The sequence below is a fragment of the Amycolatopsis bartoniae genome (assembly GCF_014191255.1).
Lineage (GTDB): Bacteria > Actinomycetota > Actinomycetes > Mycobacteriales > Pseudonocardiaceae > Amycolatopsis_E > Amycolatopsis_E bartoniae.
In genome coordinates this window covers 1,209,631-1,224,498 of record NZ_JACHWH010000001.1, presented here as the reverse complement: position 1 = coordinate 1,224,498, position 14,868 = coordinate 1,209,631, and the positions used below count along the sequence as shown (strand labels likewise).

Here is a 14,868-nt window from a genome sequence, read left to right as displayed (position 1 = left end):
ACACCTCCTGACCAAGCGCTCACTCAGGAGTCGGAGAATGGGCGGGTTGCCGTGGAACGGGAGGAACCGATGCAGGAACCGTTGTTCGGTTCGGTCGGCGAGGTCGTCGAGCGGCTGGCCGCGGTCGGGTACCTGGCCTCCACGCCGGTCGCCACCACCGTCTACCTGGCCGACCGGCTCGGCAAACCGCTGCTGGTCGAGGGCCCGGCCGGTGTCGGCAAGACCGAGCTGGCCCGCGCCGTCGCCGAGGCCACGAGCAGCGACCTCGTCCGGCTGCAGTGCTACGAGGGCATCGACGAGGCCCGCGCGCTGTACGAGTGGAACCACGCCAAGCAGCTGCTGCGCATCACCGCCGGCCGCGACGAGGGCTGGGCCGAGGCGCGCGACGAGGTGTTCAGCGAGGAGTTCCTGCTGCCGCGCCCGCTGCTGAAGGCGATCCGCAACCCCGACCCGACGGTCCTGCTGATCGACGAGACCGACAAGGCCGACGTCGAGATGGAGGGCCTGCTGCTGGAGGTCCTCGGCGACTTCCAGGTCACCGTGCCCGAGCTGGGCACCATCACCGCCGCCCGCAGGCCGTTCGTGCTGCTGACCTCCAACGCGACGCGCGAGCTGTCCGAGGCGCTCAAGCGGCGCTGCCTGTTCCTGCACCTGGACTTCCCGTCCGCCGAGCTGGAACGCGACATCGTCGCGCTCAAGGTGCCCGACCTCGACGAGCGGCTGGCCGAGTCCGTCGTGCGCGTCGTCGGCGCGTTGCGGGAGATGGACCTGCGCAAGGCGCCGTCCATCGCCGAAACCGTCGACTGGGCGCGCACGTTGCTCGCCCTCGGCGCGGACACCCTCGACGAGCAGGTCGTCGAGTCGACGCTGGGCGTGCTGCTGAAGTACCAGAGCGATCACCAGAAGGCCGCGGCCGAGCTGCGGCTGGACCGGCTGCTGGACCCGGCCTCGTCATGAGCGCGCTGTCCGGCAGGCTGGTCGAGTTCGTCGGAGCCCTGCGGGAGCACGGGATCGGCGTGGGCCCGGGCGAGACCATCGACGCGGGCGCCGCGATCGACGTGCTCGGCCTCGCCGACCGCGAACAGCTGCGGGCCGCGCTCGCCGCCACCCTGCTGCGCCGGTCCGGGCAGCGCGCGACCTTCGACGCACTGTTCGACCTCTACTTCCCCGTCGCCGTGGGCACGGCCGAAACGACGGCGGAGACCACGGACCTCGCGGACCTGCGCAGCGCCCTCGTCGAAGCCCTCGCCGAGGGCGACGGCGAGCGCATGAGGGCGCTCGCCGCGGCCGGGGTCGAGGTGTTCGGGCAGTACGGCTCGTTCGGCCGGGGCGGTTCCGGCGCGGGCGGTATGAGCGGCTGGTCCGCGTACCAGACACTGGAGCGGGTGCGGCCGGACGCGTTGCTCAACCGAGTGCTCGCGGCGATTCGGGGTGACCAGGGCGACGGGCTGGGGGAGGCGCTCGCCCGGCAGGAGGCCCAGTCGCGCATCGCCGCGTTCCGCGAGCAGGTGCAGGCCGAGGCGCGCCGCCGCACCGCCGAATACCGCGGGCGCGACCGCATCGCCCGGCACGCCGTGGCCCCGCAGACCGATCTCGTCAGCTTCACCAACGCCAGCAGCCGTCAGCTCGCCGAACTGCGGCGCACCATCCAGCCGTTGTCGCGCAAGCTCGCGACCCGTCTCGCGGCCCGCCGTCGCCGGGCGCGACGCGGCCAGATCGACCTGCGCCGAACGCTGCGCCGGTCGCTGGCCACGGGTGGCGTGCCGATGCGCCCGGCAATGCGTGAGCGCCGGCCCGGCCGCCCGGAACTCGTGCTGCTGTGCGACATGTCCGGCTCGGTCGCGGGTTTCGCGCAGTTCACGCTGCAGCTCGTGCAGGCGCTGGCCGACCAGTTCAGCAAGGTCCGGACCTTCGCGTTCGTCGAGCTGACCGACGAGATCACCGGCCTGGTCACCGCGGGCGCGGCCGATCCGGAAGGGCTCGCGCGCCGCATCCTCAGCGAGGCGAAGCTGACGCGGTGGGGGATGAGCAGCGACTACGGGGACTCGCTGGGCAGTTTCGTCGAGGGCTGGCCGGACGCCGTCGGCCCGCGTACGTCGGTGCTGATCCTGGGCGACGGGCGCACCAACGGTGGTGACCCGAACCTGGCGGCGGTGCGCGAGATCGCCGGCCGCGCGAAGCACGTGTACTGGCTCAACCCCGAACCGCGTTCGGCGTGGGGCACCGGGGATTCCGCGGCGCTGGAGTACGCCAGGGTGGTGCCGATGCACGAGTGCCGGAACCTGCGGCAGCTGACGCGACTGGTCACCGAGCTGCTGCCGAGCTGAGTCCTCAATGGACGGTCGGTGTCTCCTGCTCCCACTTGGTGTTCCACTCCCGCAACGGTTGCAGGGCGCGGACGAGGTCCTCGCCGAGCGGCGTGAGGCGGTAGCGGCCCGCGTCGCCGGTCACCAGCCGGGCGGCGGTCAGCTCGCTGAGGCGGCTCGACAGCACGCTCGACGACATGTTCCCGCACCGGCGTTGCATCTCACGGAAGCCGGCCGGGCTGGAGCTGAGTTCCCAGATGATCCGCAGCATCCAGCGCCGCCCCAGGAGGTCGATCGTGCTTCTCATGGGCAACAGCATCCACGGTGCGGGCCGTTCCAGGAAGGACGGTGGCGTAACGTCCTGGTGACCGGCGGAGCGACTTGGGGAGGCCGCAGCGTGATCAGCGCGGACGACTACCTGTACTACGCGGAGAAAGCGCTCGACAGCATGGCCGCCGTCCTCGAAGACCTCGGCGACGAGCTGGCGAATCGGCGGCCGGACCTGCCGGGAGCGAACTCCCCGTACGCGATCGTCACGCACTGCCTCGGCGTGGTCGAGTGGTGGGCCGGACGGCTGGTGTCGGGGCGGCCGGTGGAGCGCGATCGCGAAGCCGAGTTCTCCGCCACGGGTGCCGTGACGGACCTCGTGGCCCGGGTCGAGCAGGTGAAGCAGCAGTTCCGCGCGGACGTCGTCGCCGCGGATCCGCGGGCGCCGCTGCGGGAGGCGCCGGTGGACCGCCACCGCGACAAGCCCGCCGGGCGCTCGGCTGGCGGCGCGTTCCAGCACGTGTACGAGGAGCTGGCGCAGCACCTCGGTCACCTCGAACTGACCCGGGACGTCCTGCGCGGCAAGGGATAGCGATGGACAGCGACACTGCCAGGGCGAAACTGCTCGACGCCGCCGAGGAGCTGTTCTACGCCCGCGGCATCCAGACCGTCGGCATGGACGACATCCGCACCGCCTCCGGCGTCTCGCTCAAGCGGCTGTACCAGCTGTTCCCGGCGAAGGAGCAGCTCGTCGAGGCGTACCTGGAGCGCCGCGACACGCGCTGGCGCGCCCGGCTGAGCGAGTACGTCGAGCAGTTCGACGACCCCGAGCGCCGCGTCCTCGCCGTCTTCGACTGGCTGGAGCTGTGGTTCGCCGAGCCCGGGTTCCGCGGTTGCGCGTGGATCAACTCCCACGGCGAGCTCGGGGCGGTTTCGGAGGGCGTGACGCGGCAGGCGCGTCACCACAAAGAGGCGTTTCGGCGGCTTCTGGACGAGCTGGTCGCCGCGGCGGGGCTGCCCGCCGAACTGTCCGCTCAGCTGCTGCTGCTGGCCGAAGGAGCCATGGTCACGGCGGGGATCTTCGGCCGGACGGACCCCGCGCGGCAGGGCCGGATGGCGGCCGCGGCGTTGCTGGCGGTGGCTCGGCGCGGGTAGTCGGCGAGCGCTTCCCCGCGTACGGTGTGACCAGGGATTTTGTCGCCACTTGCGGGAGGGCACCTGCGATGCGCTCGATGTGGAAGGGCTCCGTGTCGTTCGGTCTGGTCACGATCCCGATCCAGCTGTACGCCGCGACCGAGAACAAGAACGTGTCCCTGCGCCAGGTGCACGAGAGTGACGGCGGGCGCATCCAGTACAAGCGGTTCTGCTCGATCGAGGGCGTCGAGGTGCCGTACGCGGAGATCGCGAAGGGCTACGAGCTCGACGACGGCGAGATGGTCGTGCTCACCGACGAGGACCTCGACGGCCTGCCGCTGGCCAGCTCGCGGGTGATCGACGTGCTGGAGTTCGTGCCGCTGGAGGCGATCGATCCGCTGCACTACGACCGGCACTACTACCTGGAGCCGCAGAAGGCCGCGATCAAGCCGTACGTGTTGCTGCGGGACGCGCTGCAGAAGTCCCAGAACGTGGCGATCGCGAAGGTCGCGCTGCGCCAGCGGGAGTCGCTCGCGTTGCTGCGGGTGCACGCGGACGTGCTGGTGATGACCACGATGCTGTGGCCGGACGAGGTCCGCCGCCCGGACTTCGGGTTCCTCGACGACGACCTGCCGCAGATCCGGCCGCAGGAGTTGACGATGGCCGGTTCGCTCATCGACTCGCTCACCGAGCCGGTGTTCGACCCGGACAAGTACACCGACAGTTACCGCGAAGCACTCGAAGCGGTGATCGAGGCGAAGGTCGCGGGGGAGGACACGCGGAAGCCGCGGAAGAAGACGGTCAAATCGGACGTCGTGGACCTCATGGCGGCGCTGGAGGCGAGCGTGTCGGAGGCGAAGAAGTCCCGCAAACCGGCAGCGCGCAAGACGGGAGCCACGGGCCGGACGGCGGGGAGCAAGACGACGGCGGCGAAGAAGCCCGCGGCCAGGCGTTCCCCGAAGAGCGCCTGAATCTTTCGCGCGACACGCCGGGCCCCCTCCCCGGTTGCGGGCGGGTGGGGTGGTAGTAAGGCTGCATGGAGTGCCCCAACTGCGTTGCCGACCTGGACCACTGCCACGGCACGCTGCTCGTGCACACGGACGAGGTCGTCGAGTGCACCGAGCCCGGCTGCCGGGACTTCGACCGCGTACGGCACACGTTCGTCGTGACCTGCGAAGAAGTCGACGGCGACTGCCACTGCACGGCTTCGCTCGTGGTGGAGGAGTACGCCGAGGCGTCCTGACCCGCGCTGCGTCGTCGCCGTCTCACCGAGCTTCGGTGGGTGGCCGCCTCTACCAGATTATCGCCAGCTCGCCGAGTACCTCGGTGAGTGGTTGGGCCCGCGCTTCGGTGCGGGCCTTGTCTTGTGCCCGGTTCAGCTGCGCGGCCAGCGTGGTGTCACCGCTCCGGCGGGCCAGGTCCGCGGCCGCGGTGGCGGCTTCCACCAGGTCCGGGTGGAGGCCCTGCCGCAGCGCGATCCGGATCGACTCGCCGTGGTGCGTGCGTGCCTCGGCGAACCTGCCCTCATCCGTCGCCACCCGGCCGAGGGCCCTGAGCACCTTCGACCTGGCCGTCGTGCTCTGCCAGCCCGCGCCGCACTCGTCCAGCGCTCGCGTGCACCACCGCCGCGCCTCCGCCAGCTCACCCCGGCGCCGCGCGAGTTCGCCGAAACCCAGGTACGCCAAGGCAAGCGTCGCCGGCACGCCCGCCCGGCGCGCGAGTTCCCCGGACCGCCGGTAGTCCGCCGCGGCCGCCTCCGGATCCGTGTCCCGCAGCCGGTCGCCGTGCCGGCACCACAGCTCGGCCAGCTCCTCCACCGCCCCGAGCTGCCCGACCAGCTCGATCGCCTCCTCGGTCAGCGTGACCGCCTCGGCCATCGAGCCCCGCAGCTCCGCCAGCGCCGCGAGCCCGTCCAGCGCCTGCGCCATGCCCCACCGGTCCCCGAGCGAGCGGAAGATCCCCAGCGCCGCGGCGAACTCGTCCCCGGCGCGCGACTGCTCACCGCGGATCAGGTCGAGGTAGCTCATCGAGAAGCGGGCGAGCGCGCGCAGCCACGGCTCGTCACTTCCCAGAATCCGCTGGTCCAGCGGCGTCAGCGGCCGGTTCACCTCGGGCGGCCCGCTGAACAACGCCCAGCCGACCGCGAGGTACGGCTGGCGCAACGGCCGGTCGAGCGTCGCCATGACGGCCTCCGCCCGCCGCCGGTGTTCGTCCACAGGGGACGGTCCGGCCGCCAGATACGCCAGCACGTACTCCTCTTCCAGGCCCTCGATCACGTCGTCGAGCAGCCGCCGCGCCAGCGGTTCGACCTCGCCGCGCACGCCCCGCAACCGCCAGTACGGGGTGAGCGCGCCCACCAGCCTCAGCGCCAGCGGCGGATCGGCGTCGACCGCCCAGCGCAGCGCGGCCTGCAGGTTGGCGTGTTCGGCCGTCAGCCGTGCCAGCCACGTCAGCTGCTCCGCTCCGCGCAACCGGGGATCCGCCGTGCGGGCGAGGCCGAGGAAGTACTCCGCCTGCGCCCGGCAGACCTGTTCGCGTTCGCCGAGCTGCTCCGCGCAGTACGCGCGAATGGTCTCCAGCATCCGGAACCGGCCGTCCGCCACCTCCAGCAACGACTTGTCCGCCAAACCGGTGAGCAGCTCCTCGGTGTCCACATCGGACACGGCGCGTGCGGACTCCACGGTGACCCCGCCGGGGAACACGGACAGGCGGCGCAGCAGCTCCCGTTCGGGATCGGACAGCAGGTCCCAGCTCCACTCGACGACCGCACGCAGTGTCCGGTGCCGCGGCGCCGCCGTCCGGCTGCCCCGCGAGAGCACGCGGAACCGGTCGTCCAGCCGCGACGCCAGGTCCGCCAGGGGCAGCGTGCGCAACCGCGCGGCGGCCAGTTCGATCGCGAGCGGCAGGCCGTCGAGCGCGGCGCAGATCCGCTCGACCAAGGTTTCGTCCAGGTGCACACCGGGAGCGACGGCGGCGGCTCGCTCGGCGAACAGTTCGACGGCGGCCGGCGGGCGCAGCGGTGGCAGCGGGCAGAGCGCCTCGCCCGTGATGGCCAGCGGTTCGCGGCTCGTCGCCAGCACGCGCAGCCCCGGGCAGGCGGCGAGCAGCCGGTGCACGAAAGCGGCGGTGTCCTCGATGACGTGCTCGCAGTTGTCGAGGACGAGCAGCAGGCGGCGACCGGTCAGCGCGGTCGTGATGCGCTCGATCGGGTCAATCTTGGCCGAACCGCCGAAGAGCGACGTCTCACGGAGACCGAGGGCGGCGAGCACCGCCTGCGGCACCTCGCGCAGCGACGTCAGATCGACAAAGGCCGTCTCGGCGTCCTGACGAGCCGCGGCCTCGATCGCCAGCCGCGTCTTGCCCGCACCGCCGGGACCGGTGAGCGTCACCAGCCGGGCCCGGCCGAGCAGCTCCGCCACGCGCGTCAGTTCGTCCTCGCGACCGAGGAAACGGGTCAGCTGAGCCGGAACAGCGGTGGTGCTCAGTGGTTCGGCGCGCAACGCGGCCAGGTGGGCGGCGGTGAGTTCGGGCGACGGGTCGGCGCCCAGCTCGTCGGCGAGCCTGCGCCGCACTTCGTCGAACAAGGCGAGCGCTTCGGCCTGTCGCCCTGACGCGGTGAGCGCGCGCAGGAGCAGGGCGTGCAGCCGTTCCCGCAACGGATGCGCCCGGGCGAGGTCCTGGAGTTCGGTGACCGGCGCGTCCCCGAGCGCCAGCCGCGCTCCCGCGTGGTCCTCGATCGCGGTGAGCCGGAGCTCCTCCAGGCGCGCTCGCTCCGGTTCGACGAACGGACCGTCCACATCGGCCAGTGCCGGACCGCGCCACAGATCCAGTGCCGCCCCAAGCAGTTCAGCCGCTCGATCGCTCTGCGCCGCCTCCCGGACGAGCTGCGTGAAGCGGTGCACGTCGACGTCGTCCGGGTCGACGTTCAGCCGGTAACCCGAGCTGTGCAGCTCGATCGCGTCCGCGCCCAGCTTGCGCCGCAGCCGCGACACCTGGGCCTGCAACGCGTTGGCCGTCGGCGGTTCCTCGCCGTACAACCCGTCGACCAGCCGCTCGAAGCTCACCACCCGCCCAGCGTCGAGCAGCAGCAGGGCCAGCAGCGCCCGCGGGCGCGGACCGCCGACCGGGACTGCCGACTCCAGTGGGCCGAGGACGCCGAACCGCACGTCAGCCCACCAGGTTGACCAGCGGCTGCCCCTTCGCGAAGCGGGCCAGCTGCTCCTCGACCAGCCGCTTCGCGCGCGGGTAGAAGGAGTCCGAACCCCCGGCGACGTGCGGGGTGATGATCGAACCGGGAAGTGTCCAGAGTGGATGATCGGACGGCAGCGGTTCCGGGTCCACCACGTCGAGCGCGGCCCGAACCCGGCCTTCGGCCACAGCCGTGGTGAGCGCGTCGGTGTCGATCGCCGTGCCGCGGCCGACGTTCACCACCAGCGCGTCCTGCGGCAACGCGGCCAGCTCCCGCTCGCCGATCAGCCCGCGCGTGCCCGGATTGTCCGGCAGCACCAGGATCACGATGTCGGCGGTGGGCAACAGGTCCGGCAGCTCGTCGATGCCGTGCACGCCCTCGCGGGCACGACTGGCCACCGGCACCACCTCGGCCTCACCGGCGTTCAGGTAGCGCTCGATGGCCCTGCCGATCGAGCCGTAACCGACGAGCAGCACGCGGCAGTCGGCGAGGGAACGGGTGTGCTCACGCTCCCACGACCCAGCCGGCTGCTGGCGGAACCAACGCGGCAGGTCCCGCTGCGCCGCGAGGACCAGCGCCAGCGCGTGCTCGGCGACGCTCAGGTCGTGCAGGCCGCGGCCGTTCGCCAGCCGCACGCCGTCCGGGATGAGCGGGAGCAGGTTGTCCACGCCCGCCGACAGCGCCTGCACGGCCTTCAGTGCCGGAAGCCGGGGGATGAGCTTGGGCGGTTCGGGGCCGGCGTCGTAGGGCAGCACGTAGAACTCGATGCCGTCGAGGTCACCCGGTGGAGTGCCCGTGCCGTCGTAGTACGCCACCTCCAGCTCGGCGGGCACGGCGAGGTCGGACCAGGGCAGCAGCACGCGTGCGGTCATGCGCCCAGGAAACCACCCCGCGATAACCGGTTGAAGCACCCCGGCAGGGGTTGACTACGCTGTTCGACACCGTGTATCGGCGCCCGTGCGCTACCCCGAGGAGCAACTCCAGTGATCACCAGGATGTCGTCGCTGTTCCTTCGCACCCTGCGCGAGGACCCGGCCGACGCCGAAGTGCCCAGCCACAAGCTGCTGGTCCGCGCCGGCTACGTCCGCCGCGTCGCCCCGGGCGGGTACACCTGGCTGCCGCTGGGCCTGCGCGTGCTGCGCAACATCGAGACCGTGGTGCGCGAGGAGATGGACGCGATCGGGGCGCAGGAGATCCAGTTCCCCGCGCTGCTGCCGCGCGAGCCGTACGAGAAGACCGGCCGCTGGACCGAGTACGGCGACGGCCTGTTCCGGCTCAAGGACCGCAAGGGCGCCGACTACCTGCTCGGACCCACGCACGAGGAGCTGTTCGCGCTCACTGTGAAGGGTGAGTACAGCTCGTACAAGGACTACCCGGTCGTGTTGTACCAGATCCAGACCAAGTACCGGGACGAGGCGCGGCCCCGCGCCGGGATCCTGCGCGGGCGCGAGTTCGTCATGAAGGACTCGTACTCCTTCGACCTGGACGACGAGGGCCTGTCGCGGTCGTACCAGCTGCACCGGGACGCGTACATCAAGATCTTCGACCGGCTCGGCCTGGAGTACGTCATCGTCGCGGCGACGTCCGGCGCGATGGGCGGTTCGGCGTCCGAGGAGTTCCTCGCCGTCGCCGAGACGGGTGAGGACACGTACGTCCGCAGCACCGGATCGGGTTACGCGGCCAACGTCGAGGCCGTGGTCACGCCTCCGCCGCCCGCGCGGTCGCTGGAGGGGCTGCCCGAGGCGCAGGTGCATCACACTCCCGGCACGCCGACCATCGCCACGCTGGTGGAGTACCTGAACACGAAGACCGACCTCGGGCGCACCTTCACCGCGGCGGACACGCTCAAGAACGTCATGGTGAAGACCCGGCAGCCGGGCGCGAAGGAGTGGGAGATCCTCGGCATCGGCATCCCCGGTGACCGCGAGGTCGACCAGAAGCGCCTGGAGGCGTCGCTGGAGCCGGCGCAGGTGGCGCTGCTGGAGGAGGCCGACTTCGCGGCGAACCCCTTCCTCGTGAAGGGCTACATCGGCCCGAAGGCGTTGCAGGACAACGGAATCCGGTACCTCGTCGACCCGAGGGTGGTCACCGGCACGGCGTGGGTGACGGGTGCGGACAAGGCCGACCACCACGTGGTGGACCTGGTCGCGGGTCGCGACTTCACGCCGGACGGCACCATCGAGGCCGCGGAGGTCCGCGAGGGCGACGCGTCGCCGGACGGCCAGGGCACGCTGGTCGCCGCGCGCGGGATCGAGATCGGGCACATCTTCCAGCTGGGCCGCAAGTACACGGACGCGTTCGAGGTGGACGCGCTGGGCGCGGACTCCAAGCCGATCCGGATCACGATGGGCTCGTACGGCGTCGGCGTGTCGCGGCTGGTCGGCGCGATCGCCGAGCAGCACCACGACGAGCTGGGCCTGGTGTGGCCGCGCGCGGTGGCGCCCGCGGACGTGCACGTGGTGATCGCGGGCAAGGACGAGAGCGTGTTCGCGGGGGCGGAGCAGCTGGCCGCGGAGCTGGACGCGGCGGGCGTGCGGGTGCTGCTGGACGACCGCAAGGCCACGCCGGGCGTCAAGTTCGCCGACGCGGAGCTGATCGGCGTGCCGACGATCCTGGTGGTCGGCCGCGGCCTGGCGAAGGGCGTGGTGGAGGTCAAGGACCGCGCGACGGGCGACCGCGAGGACGTCCCGGTGGACGAGGTCGTGGCGCGCCTGGTGAAGCTGGTGCGGGGCTGACGGTTTTCCGGTGAAGGGCCCAGCCCGGGGATGTTCAGCCCAGCACTGCCGTCAGTACCGCCGTCGTGTCGGCGAGGTCTGGCAGCACGACGTGCGCCCCGGCCTCACGCAGGGACTCCGCGTCGTAGCGGCCCGTCGCCACGGCGATCGCCGTCGCGCCGTGGGCGAGTGCCGCGTCGATGTCGTGCGGCGTGTCGCCGATGACGACCACCGCCTCGAACGGGCTGTGCCGCGCCGTCGCCTGTGCCACCGCGTGCGCCACCAGGTCGGGGCGGTGCGCCGACAGCGAACCGTAGCCGCCGATCTCGAAGTCCAGGTGCTCGTGCAGTCCGAACGCCACCAGCTTGTGCCACGCCACCTCACGCAGGTTGCCCGTCACCAGCGACTGCACCGCCCGGCCCCGGAGCGCCTCCAGCGCCGCCGCCGCGCCCGGTAGCGCCAGGCCGCGCTCCGGCAACGTCGTCACCGCACGCTCCGCCGCCGCCACGAGCCCCGCCCACACCCGCCGCACGACGTCCGGCTCCGGCTCGATGCCGTGCAGCCGCAGCACCTCCGACGTGATCGCCAGCTCCGTGCGGCCGAACAGCGCCGGCATCCCGGTCATCGTCACGCCCGCCACGTCCGCGAGCACCTGCGCGTACCAGTCGCGGCCCGTGCCCCGCGTGTCGATGAGCGTCTGGTCGATGTCCCACAGCACGAGTCGCTTGTCCACGCCCTCGACGGTACCGACCGTCAGCCCGCGAGGAAGCTGAACCGCACCTTCCGCACCTGGTTGTCGACGTTCGTGTCGACCAGGCACACCGACTGCCACGTGCCGAGCGCGAGACTCCCGCCCAGCACGGGCACCGTCGCGTACGGCGGCAACAGCGCGGGCAGCACGTGGTCGCGCCCGTGACCGGGGCTGCCGTGCTGGTGGCGCCAGCGGCCGTCGCGCGGCAGGAGCTCGTCGAGCGCGGCCAGCAGGTCGTCGTCGCTGCCCGCGCCGGTCTCCAGGATCGCCAGTCCCGCGGTGGCGTGCGGCACGAACACGTGCAGCAGCCCGTCTCCGGCGCCGGCCTCGGCGAGGAACGACTCGGCCTGCTTGGTCAGGTCGTGCACCACGGCCTCGCGGCCGGTGCGGACCTCGATCTCGGTGGAGTGCATACCTCCACCGTATTACGAGTCCAGGTACCGCAGCACGGCGAGCACGCGTCGGTTGTCCTCTTCGGACGGTGGCAGGCCGAACTTGTCGAACAGCCGCGTGACGTACTTCTCCACCGAGCCGCCGGAAAGGTGCAGCTTCGCCGCGATGGCGCCGTTCGACCGGCCCTCCGCCATCAACGCGAGCACGTCCCGTTCACGCTCGGTGAGCTGCCCGAGCACGTCCGACCGGCGGGTGGCGCCGAACAGCTGGCTCACCACCTCCGGGTCGAGCACGGTCTCCCCGGCCGCGACCCGGCGCAGCGCGTCGAGGAACTCGGCCACGTCCGCCACCCGGTCCTTGAGCAGGTAACCCACGCCGCCCGCGCGGTCGGCGAGCAGCTCCGCGGCGTACGTCGTCTCGACGTACTGGGAGAACAACAGCACCGCCGTGCCCCGGTCCTCCCGTCGCAGCTGCAGTGCCGCGCGCAACCCCTCGTCGGTGAACCCCGGCGGCATCCGAATGTCCACAATGGATACGTCCGGCCGGTGCTCCCGTACCGCCTGCCGCAGCGCCTCGGCGTCCTTGACCTCGGCGACGACCTCGTGCCCCCGCAGCGTGAGCAGCTCCACCAGCCCCGCCCGCAGGATCGCCGAGTCCTCCGCCACCACGATGCGCATGTCAACCCCCCACCGGTAACCGCGCGGTGATCACCGTGGGACCACCGGGCGGGCTTTCGATCTCCAGCCTGCCGTCCACCGTGCCGACGCGTTCGGCCACCCCCGCGAGCCCGCCGCCGGGCGACAGCCGCGCCCCGCCGGTGCCCTCGTCCGACACGACCAGCCGCACGAACCCGTCGGGCGCCGTCACCTCCACGTGCACGACCGGCGCGTGCGCGTGCTTGACCGCGTTCGTCAGCAGCTCCGACGCGCTGAAGTACAGCAGGGTCTCCAGCGCGGGCGACGGGCGTTCCGACAGGTCCACGTGCAGGCGCACGTCGACAGCGCTGCGGGCGGCGAGCGTGGTGAGCGCGACCTCAAGCCCGGCGTCCAGCGCGGGCGGGCGGATGCCGCGGGCGAGGTCACGCAGCTCGACCAACGCCTGCTTCGCGTCGCCGTGCGCCGCCGACACCAGCCGCCGCAGCGTCGCGAGGTCGGCGTCCTCGCGGGTGAGCTCGTCCTGCGCGATGCCGAGTTTCATCGCCAGCGCCACGAGCTGGGCCTGGGCGCCGTCGTGCAGGTCGCGCTCGATCCGCCGCAGCCGGGTGGTGGCGTCGTCGATGACGTTCGCGCGGCTTTCTTCCAGGTCGCGGACGCGTTCGGTCAGGCTCCGCGGCCCGAGCAGGCTCACCACCAGCGCCCGGTCGAGGTTGGCCAGCCCGTGCAGCACCCACGGCAGTGCGAGCAGGATTCCCGCGCCGACCAGCGCGAACGGCAGTGTCGCGAACCAGACGCCGACGTGGATGTCGGTCAGCGGCAGCAGGCGGCCACCCGTGCCGGACCAGTACAGCGGGTAGGCCAGGGCGAGCAGCCCGTACATCAGCAGCGCCCCGGCGACCGCGAGGTCGACGAGCGACAGCGGGAGGCGCACCAGGAGGTAGCCGAGCGTCCGCCGACCGGTCCGGTCGAAGATGCGGGCTCGCAGGCCCCGCTGCGGAGCCGGCGGGTCGGCGACGCTGACGCCGAGCAGCTTGCGCGCGCACCGCCTGTGCAGCCCGCCCAGGTCGCGCACCGCGTCCAGCACTCCGGCCAGCAGCAGCACCCCGAGGAACACGGGGGACAGCGCCGTGCCGAGCACCAGCCCGACGAGCAGCACCACCGTGCACACGAGCGTCGGCACGAAACCCGCGAGCGCCCACGCCAGCTCGCCGCCGAACACCCGCCCGAACGGCGCGAGGAGCAGGCGGCGGTTCATGGTCCCCAGCTTGCCGTGCTCGCACCGCGCGGACCATCCGGTTTTCCCCACCGTTTCCCACTCCTTGGTACCGGAAACAAAACCGCCGGAGGTATCGCTGGAACCGGAAAAGGCAGTCCCGGCGAAAGGATCAGGGCATGTCGCAGACTCTCCGTCTCGCCGTCGCACTCGACGGCGCCGGCTGGCACCCGGCGGCCTGGCGCGAGCCGGACGCCCCGCCCGGCGAACTGTTCACCGCCGGGTACTGGGCGGACCTCGCGGCCGAGGCCGAGCGCGGGTTGCTGGACTTCGTCACCATCGAGGACTCGCTGAGCCCGCAGACCGACCGGACCGACCGGGTGCAGGGCAGGCTCGACGCCGTGCTCATCGCGTCGCGGATCGCACCGCTGACGCGGAACCTCGGGTTCGTGCCGACGGTGATCGCGACCCACACCGAGCCGTTCCACATCTCCAAGGCCATCGCGACGCTCGATTACGTCAGCACCGGCCGCGCCGGGCTGCGAGTGCGGGTGTCGGGTTCGCAGGCCGAGGCCGACCACTTCGGCCGTCGCGAGGTGCTGTCGCGGGAGGACCTGTTCGACGAGGCCGCGGACTACGTCGAGGTCGTGCGGCGGTTGTGGGACAGCTGGGAGGACGACGCCGAGATCCGCGACGTCGCCACCGGCCGGTTCGTCGACCGGGAGAAGCTGCACTACATCGACTTCGAGGGCCGGTTCTTCGACGTCAAGGGCCCGTCGATCACGCCGCGCCCGCCGCAGGGGCAGCCGCCGGTCGCGGTGCTGGCGCACGTGCCGGTGGCCTACCGGCTGGCTGAGCGCAGCGCGGACCTGGTGTTCGTCACCGAGCCGGAGCCGGCTGTGCGAGGGCCGCTGGTGTTCACCGATCTGGTGGTGTTCCTGGACGAGACCGAGCAGGCCGCGGCCGACCGCAAGGCGCGGCTGGACGAGGTGGCGGGCGAGGAGTACACCTCCGACGCCGAGATCTTCGTGGGCACGCCGTCGCAGCTGGCGGACCGCCTGCTGGCGCGGGAGGCGTTCGGTTTCCGGCTGCGGCCCGGGGCGGTGCCGCACGACCTGCGTGCGGTGACCCGCGGCCTGGTGCCGGAACTGCAGCGGCGCGGCGCGTTCCGCACCGCCTACGAAGCGAACACGTTGCGGGGCCTGCTGGGCCTCGACCGTCCGGCCAACCGTTACGCCGCTTGAG

15 protein-coding genes are annotated in these 14,868 nt (G+C 72.1%); 8 read left to right on the top strand and 7 right to left on the bottom strand.

What is annotated here, in order from left to right:
• Positions 1–69 precede the first annotated feature (69 nt).
• Positions 70–957, top strand: coding sequence for an AAA family ATPase (locus FHX82_RS06010; RefSeq protein WP_145934493.1), 888 nt, complete (start codon positions 70–72; stop codon positions 955–957).
• Entirely contained in the window at positions 954–2,327 is a 1,374-nt protein-coding gene (locus FHX82_RS06005; RefSeq protein ID WP_145934494.1) for a vWA domain-containing protein, read from the top strand. Before FHX82_RS06010 ends, FHX82_RS06005 begins: the two co-directional genes overlap by 4 nt.
• Before the next feature lie 4 nt (positions 2,328–2,331).
• On the opposite strand, the gene FHX82_RS06000 is transcribed toward FHX82_RS06005, so the two are convergent.
• Positions 2,332–2,613, bottom strand: coding sequence for a winged helix-turn-helix transcriptional regulator (locus FHX82_RS06000; RefSeq protein ID WP_229881550.1), 282 nt, complete (start codon positions 2,611–2,613; stop codon positions 2,332–2,334).
• Positions 2,614–2,703: 90 nt separating this feature from the next.
• Here FHX82_RS06000 and FHX82_RS05995 point away from each other — a divergent pair, with 90 nt between their 5' ends.
• The 4 genes from FHX82_RS05995 to FHX82_RS05980 all read left to right on the top strand — a co-directional run bounded on the left by FHX82_RS05995 (position 2,704) and on the right by FHX82_RS05980 (position 4,950).
• A complete protein-coding gene (locus FHX82_RS05995; RefSeq protein WP_145934496.1) occupies positions 2,704–3,165 on the top strand; it encodes a mycothiol transferase in 462 nt (153 codons plus the stop codon).
• A gap of 2 nt (positions 3,166–3,167) precedes the next feature.
• Positions 3,168–3,728, top strand: a complete 561-nt coding sequence (locus FHX82_RS05990) for a TetR/AcrR family transcriptional regulator (RefSeq protein ID WP_145934497.1) — start codon at positions 3,168–3,170, stop codon at positions 3,726–3,728.
• A 68-nt stretch (positions 3,729–3,796) separates the two neighbouring features.
• A complete protein-coding gene (ku, locus tag FHX82_RS05985; RefSeq protein WP_145934498.1) occupies positions 3,797–4,678 on the top strand; it encodes a non-homologous end joining protein Ku in 882 nt (293 codons plus the stop codon).
• Positions 4,679–4,743: 65 nt separating this feature from the next.
• The gene (locus FHX82_RS05980; protein WP_145934499.1) at positions 4,744–4,950 is read left to right on the top strand and encodes a hypothetical protein; all 207 of its coding nucleotides are present in this window, start codon (positions 4,744–4,746) and stop codon (positions 4,948–4,950) included.
• 49 nt (positions 4,951–4,999) lie between these two features.
• Here FHX82_RS05980 and FHX82_RS05975 read toward each other — a convergent pair whose 3' ends face one another.
• The gene (locus FHX82_RS05975) at positions 5,000–7,873 is read right to left on the bottom strand and encodes an AfsR/SARP family transcriptional regulator (RefSeq protein WP_145934500.1); all 2,874 of its coding nucleotides are present in this window, start codon (positions 7,871–7,873) and stop codon (positions 5,000–5,002) included.
• Between the two features lies 1 nt (position 7,874).
• Positions 7,875–8,768: a 2-hydroxyacid dehydrogenase gene (locus FHX82_RS05970; RefSeq protein ID WP_145934501.1), complete on the bottom strand. Its 894-nt coding sequence runs from the start codon at positions 8,766–8,768 to the stop codon at positions 7,875–7,877.
• 111 nt (positions 8,769–8,879) lie between these two features.
• Between FHX82_RS05970 and FHX82_RS05965 the strand changes: the two genes are divergently transcribed.
• Positions 8,880–10,631 carry a proline--tRNA ligase gene (locus FHX82_RS05965; RefSeq protein WP_145934502.1) on the top strand — a complete coding sequence of 584 codons (1,752 nt, stop codon included), beginning with the start codon at positions 8,880–8,882 and terminating at the stop codon, positions 10,629–10,631.
• Positions 10,632–10,665: 34 nt separating this feature from the next.
• Here the strand turns inward: FHX82_RS05965 and FHX82_RS05960 are convergent, their stop codons facing one another.
• From FHX82_RS05960 to FHX82_RS05945, 4 genes are read right to left on the bottom strand one after another with little or no spacing between them, the layout of a single operon-like run.
• Complete coding sequence (locus FHX82_RS05960) at positions 10,666–11,343, bottom strand: HAD family hydrolase (protein WP_229881551.1); 678 nt, start codon at positions 11,341–11,343, stop codon at positions 10,666–10,668.
• A gap of 20 nt (positions 11,344–11,363) precedes the next feature.
• Positions 11,364–11,774: a secondary thiamine-phosphate synthase enzyme YjbQ gene (locus FHX82_RS05955; RefSeq protein ID WP_145934503.1), complete on the bottom strand. Its 411-nt coding sequence runs from the start codon at positions 11,772–11,774 to the stop codon at positions 11,364–11,366.
• A 12-nt stretch (positions 11,775–11,786) separates the two neighbouring features.
• Positions 11,787–12,431 carry a response regulator transcription factor gene (locus FHX82_RS05950; RefSeq protein WP_145934504.1) on the bottom strand — a complete coding sequence of 215 codons (645 nt, stop codon included), beginning with the start codon at positions 12,429–12,431 and terminating at the stop codon, positions 11,787–11,789.
• Between the two features lies 1 nt (position 12,432).
• Positions 12,433–13,716, bottom strand: a complete 1,284-nt coding sequence (locus FHX82_RS05945; protein ID WP_229881553.1) for a sensor histidine kinase — start codon at positions 13,714–13,716, stop codon at positions 12,433–12,435.
• 86 nt (positions 13,717–13,802) lie between these two features.
• Between FHX82_RS05945 and FHX82_RS05940 the strand changes: the two genes are divergently transcribed.
• On the top strand, positions 13,803–14,867 hold the full coding sequence (locus FHX82_RS05940) for an LLM class flavin-dependent oxidoreductase (protein WP_145934505.1): 1,065 nt from the start codon (positions 13,803–13,805) through the stop codon (positions 14,865–14,867).
• Position 14,868: the final 1 nt, after the last annotated feature.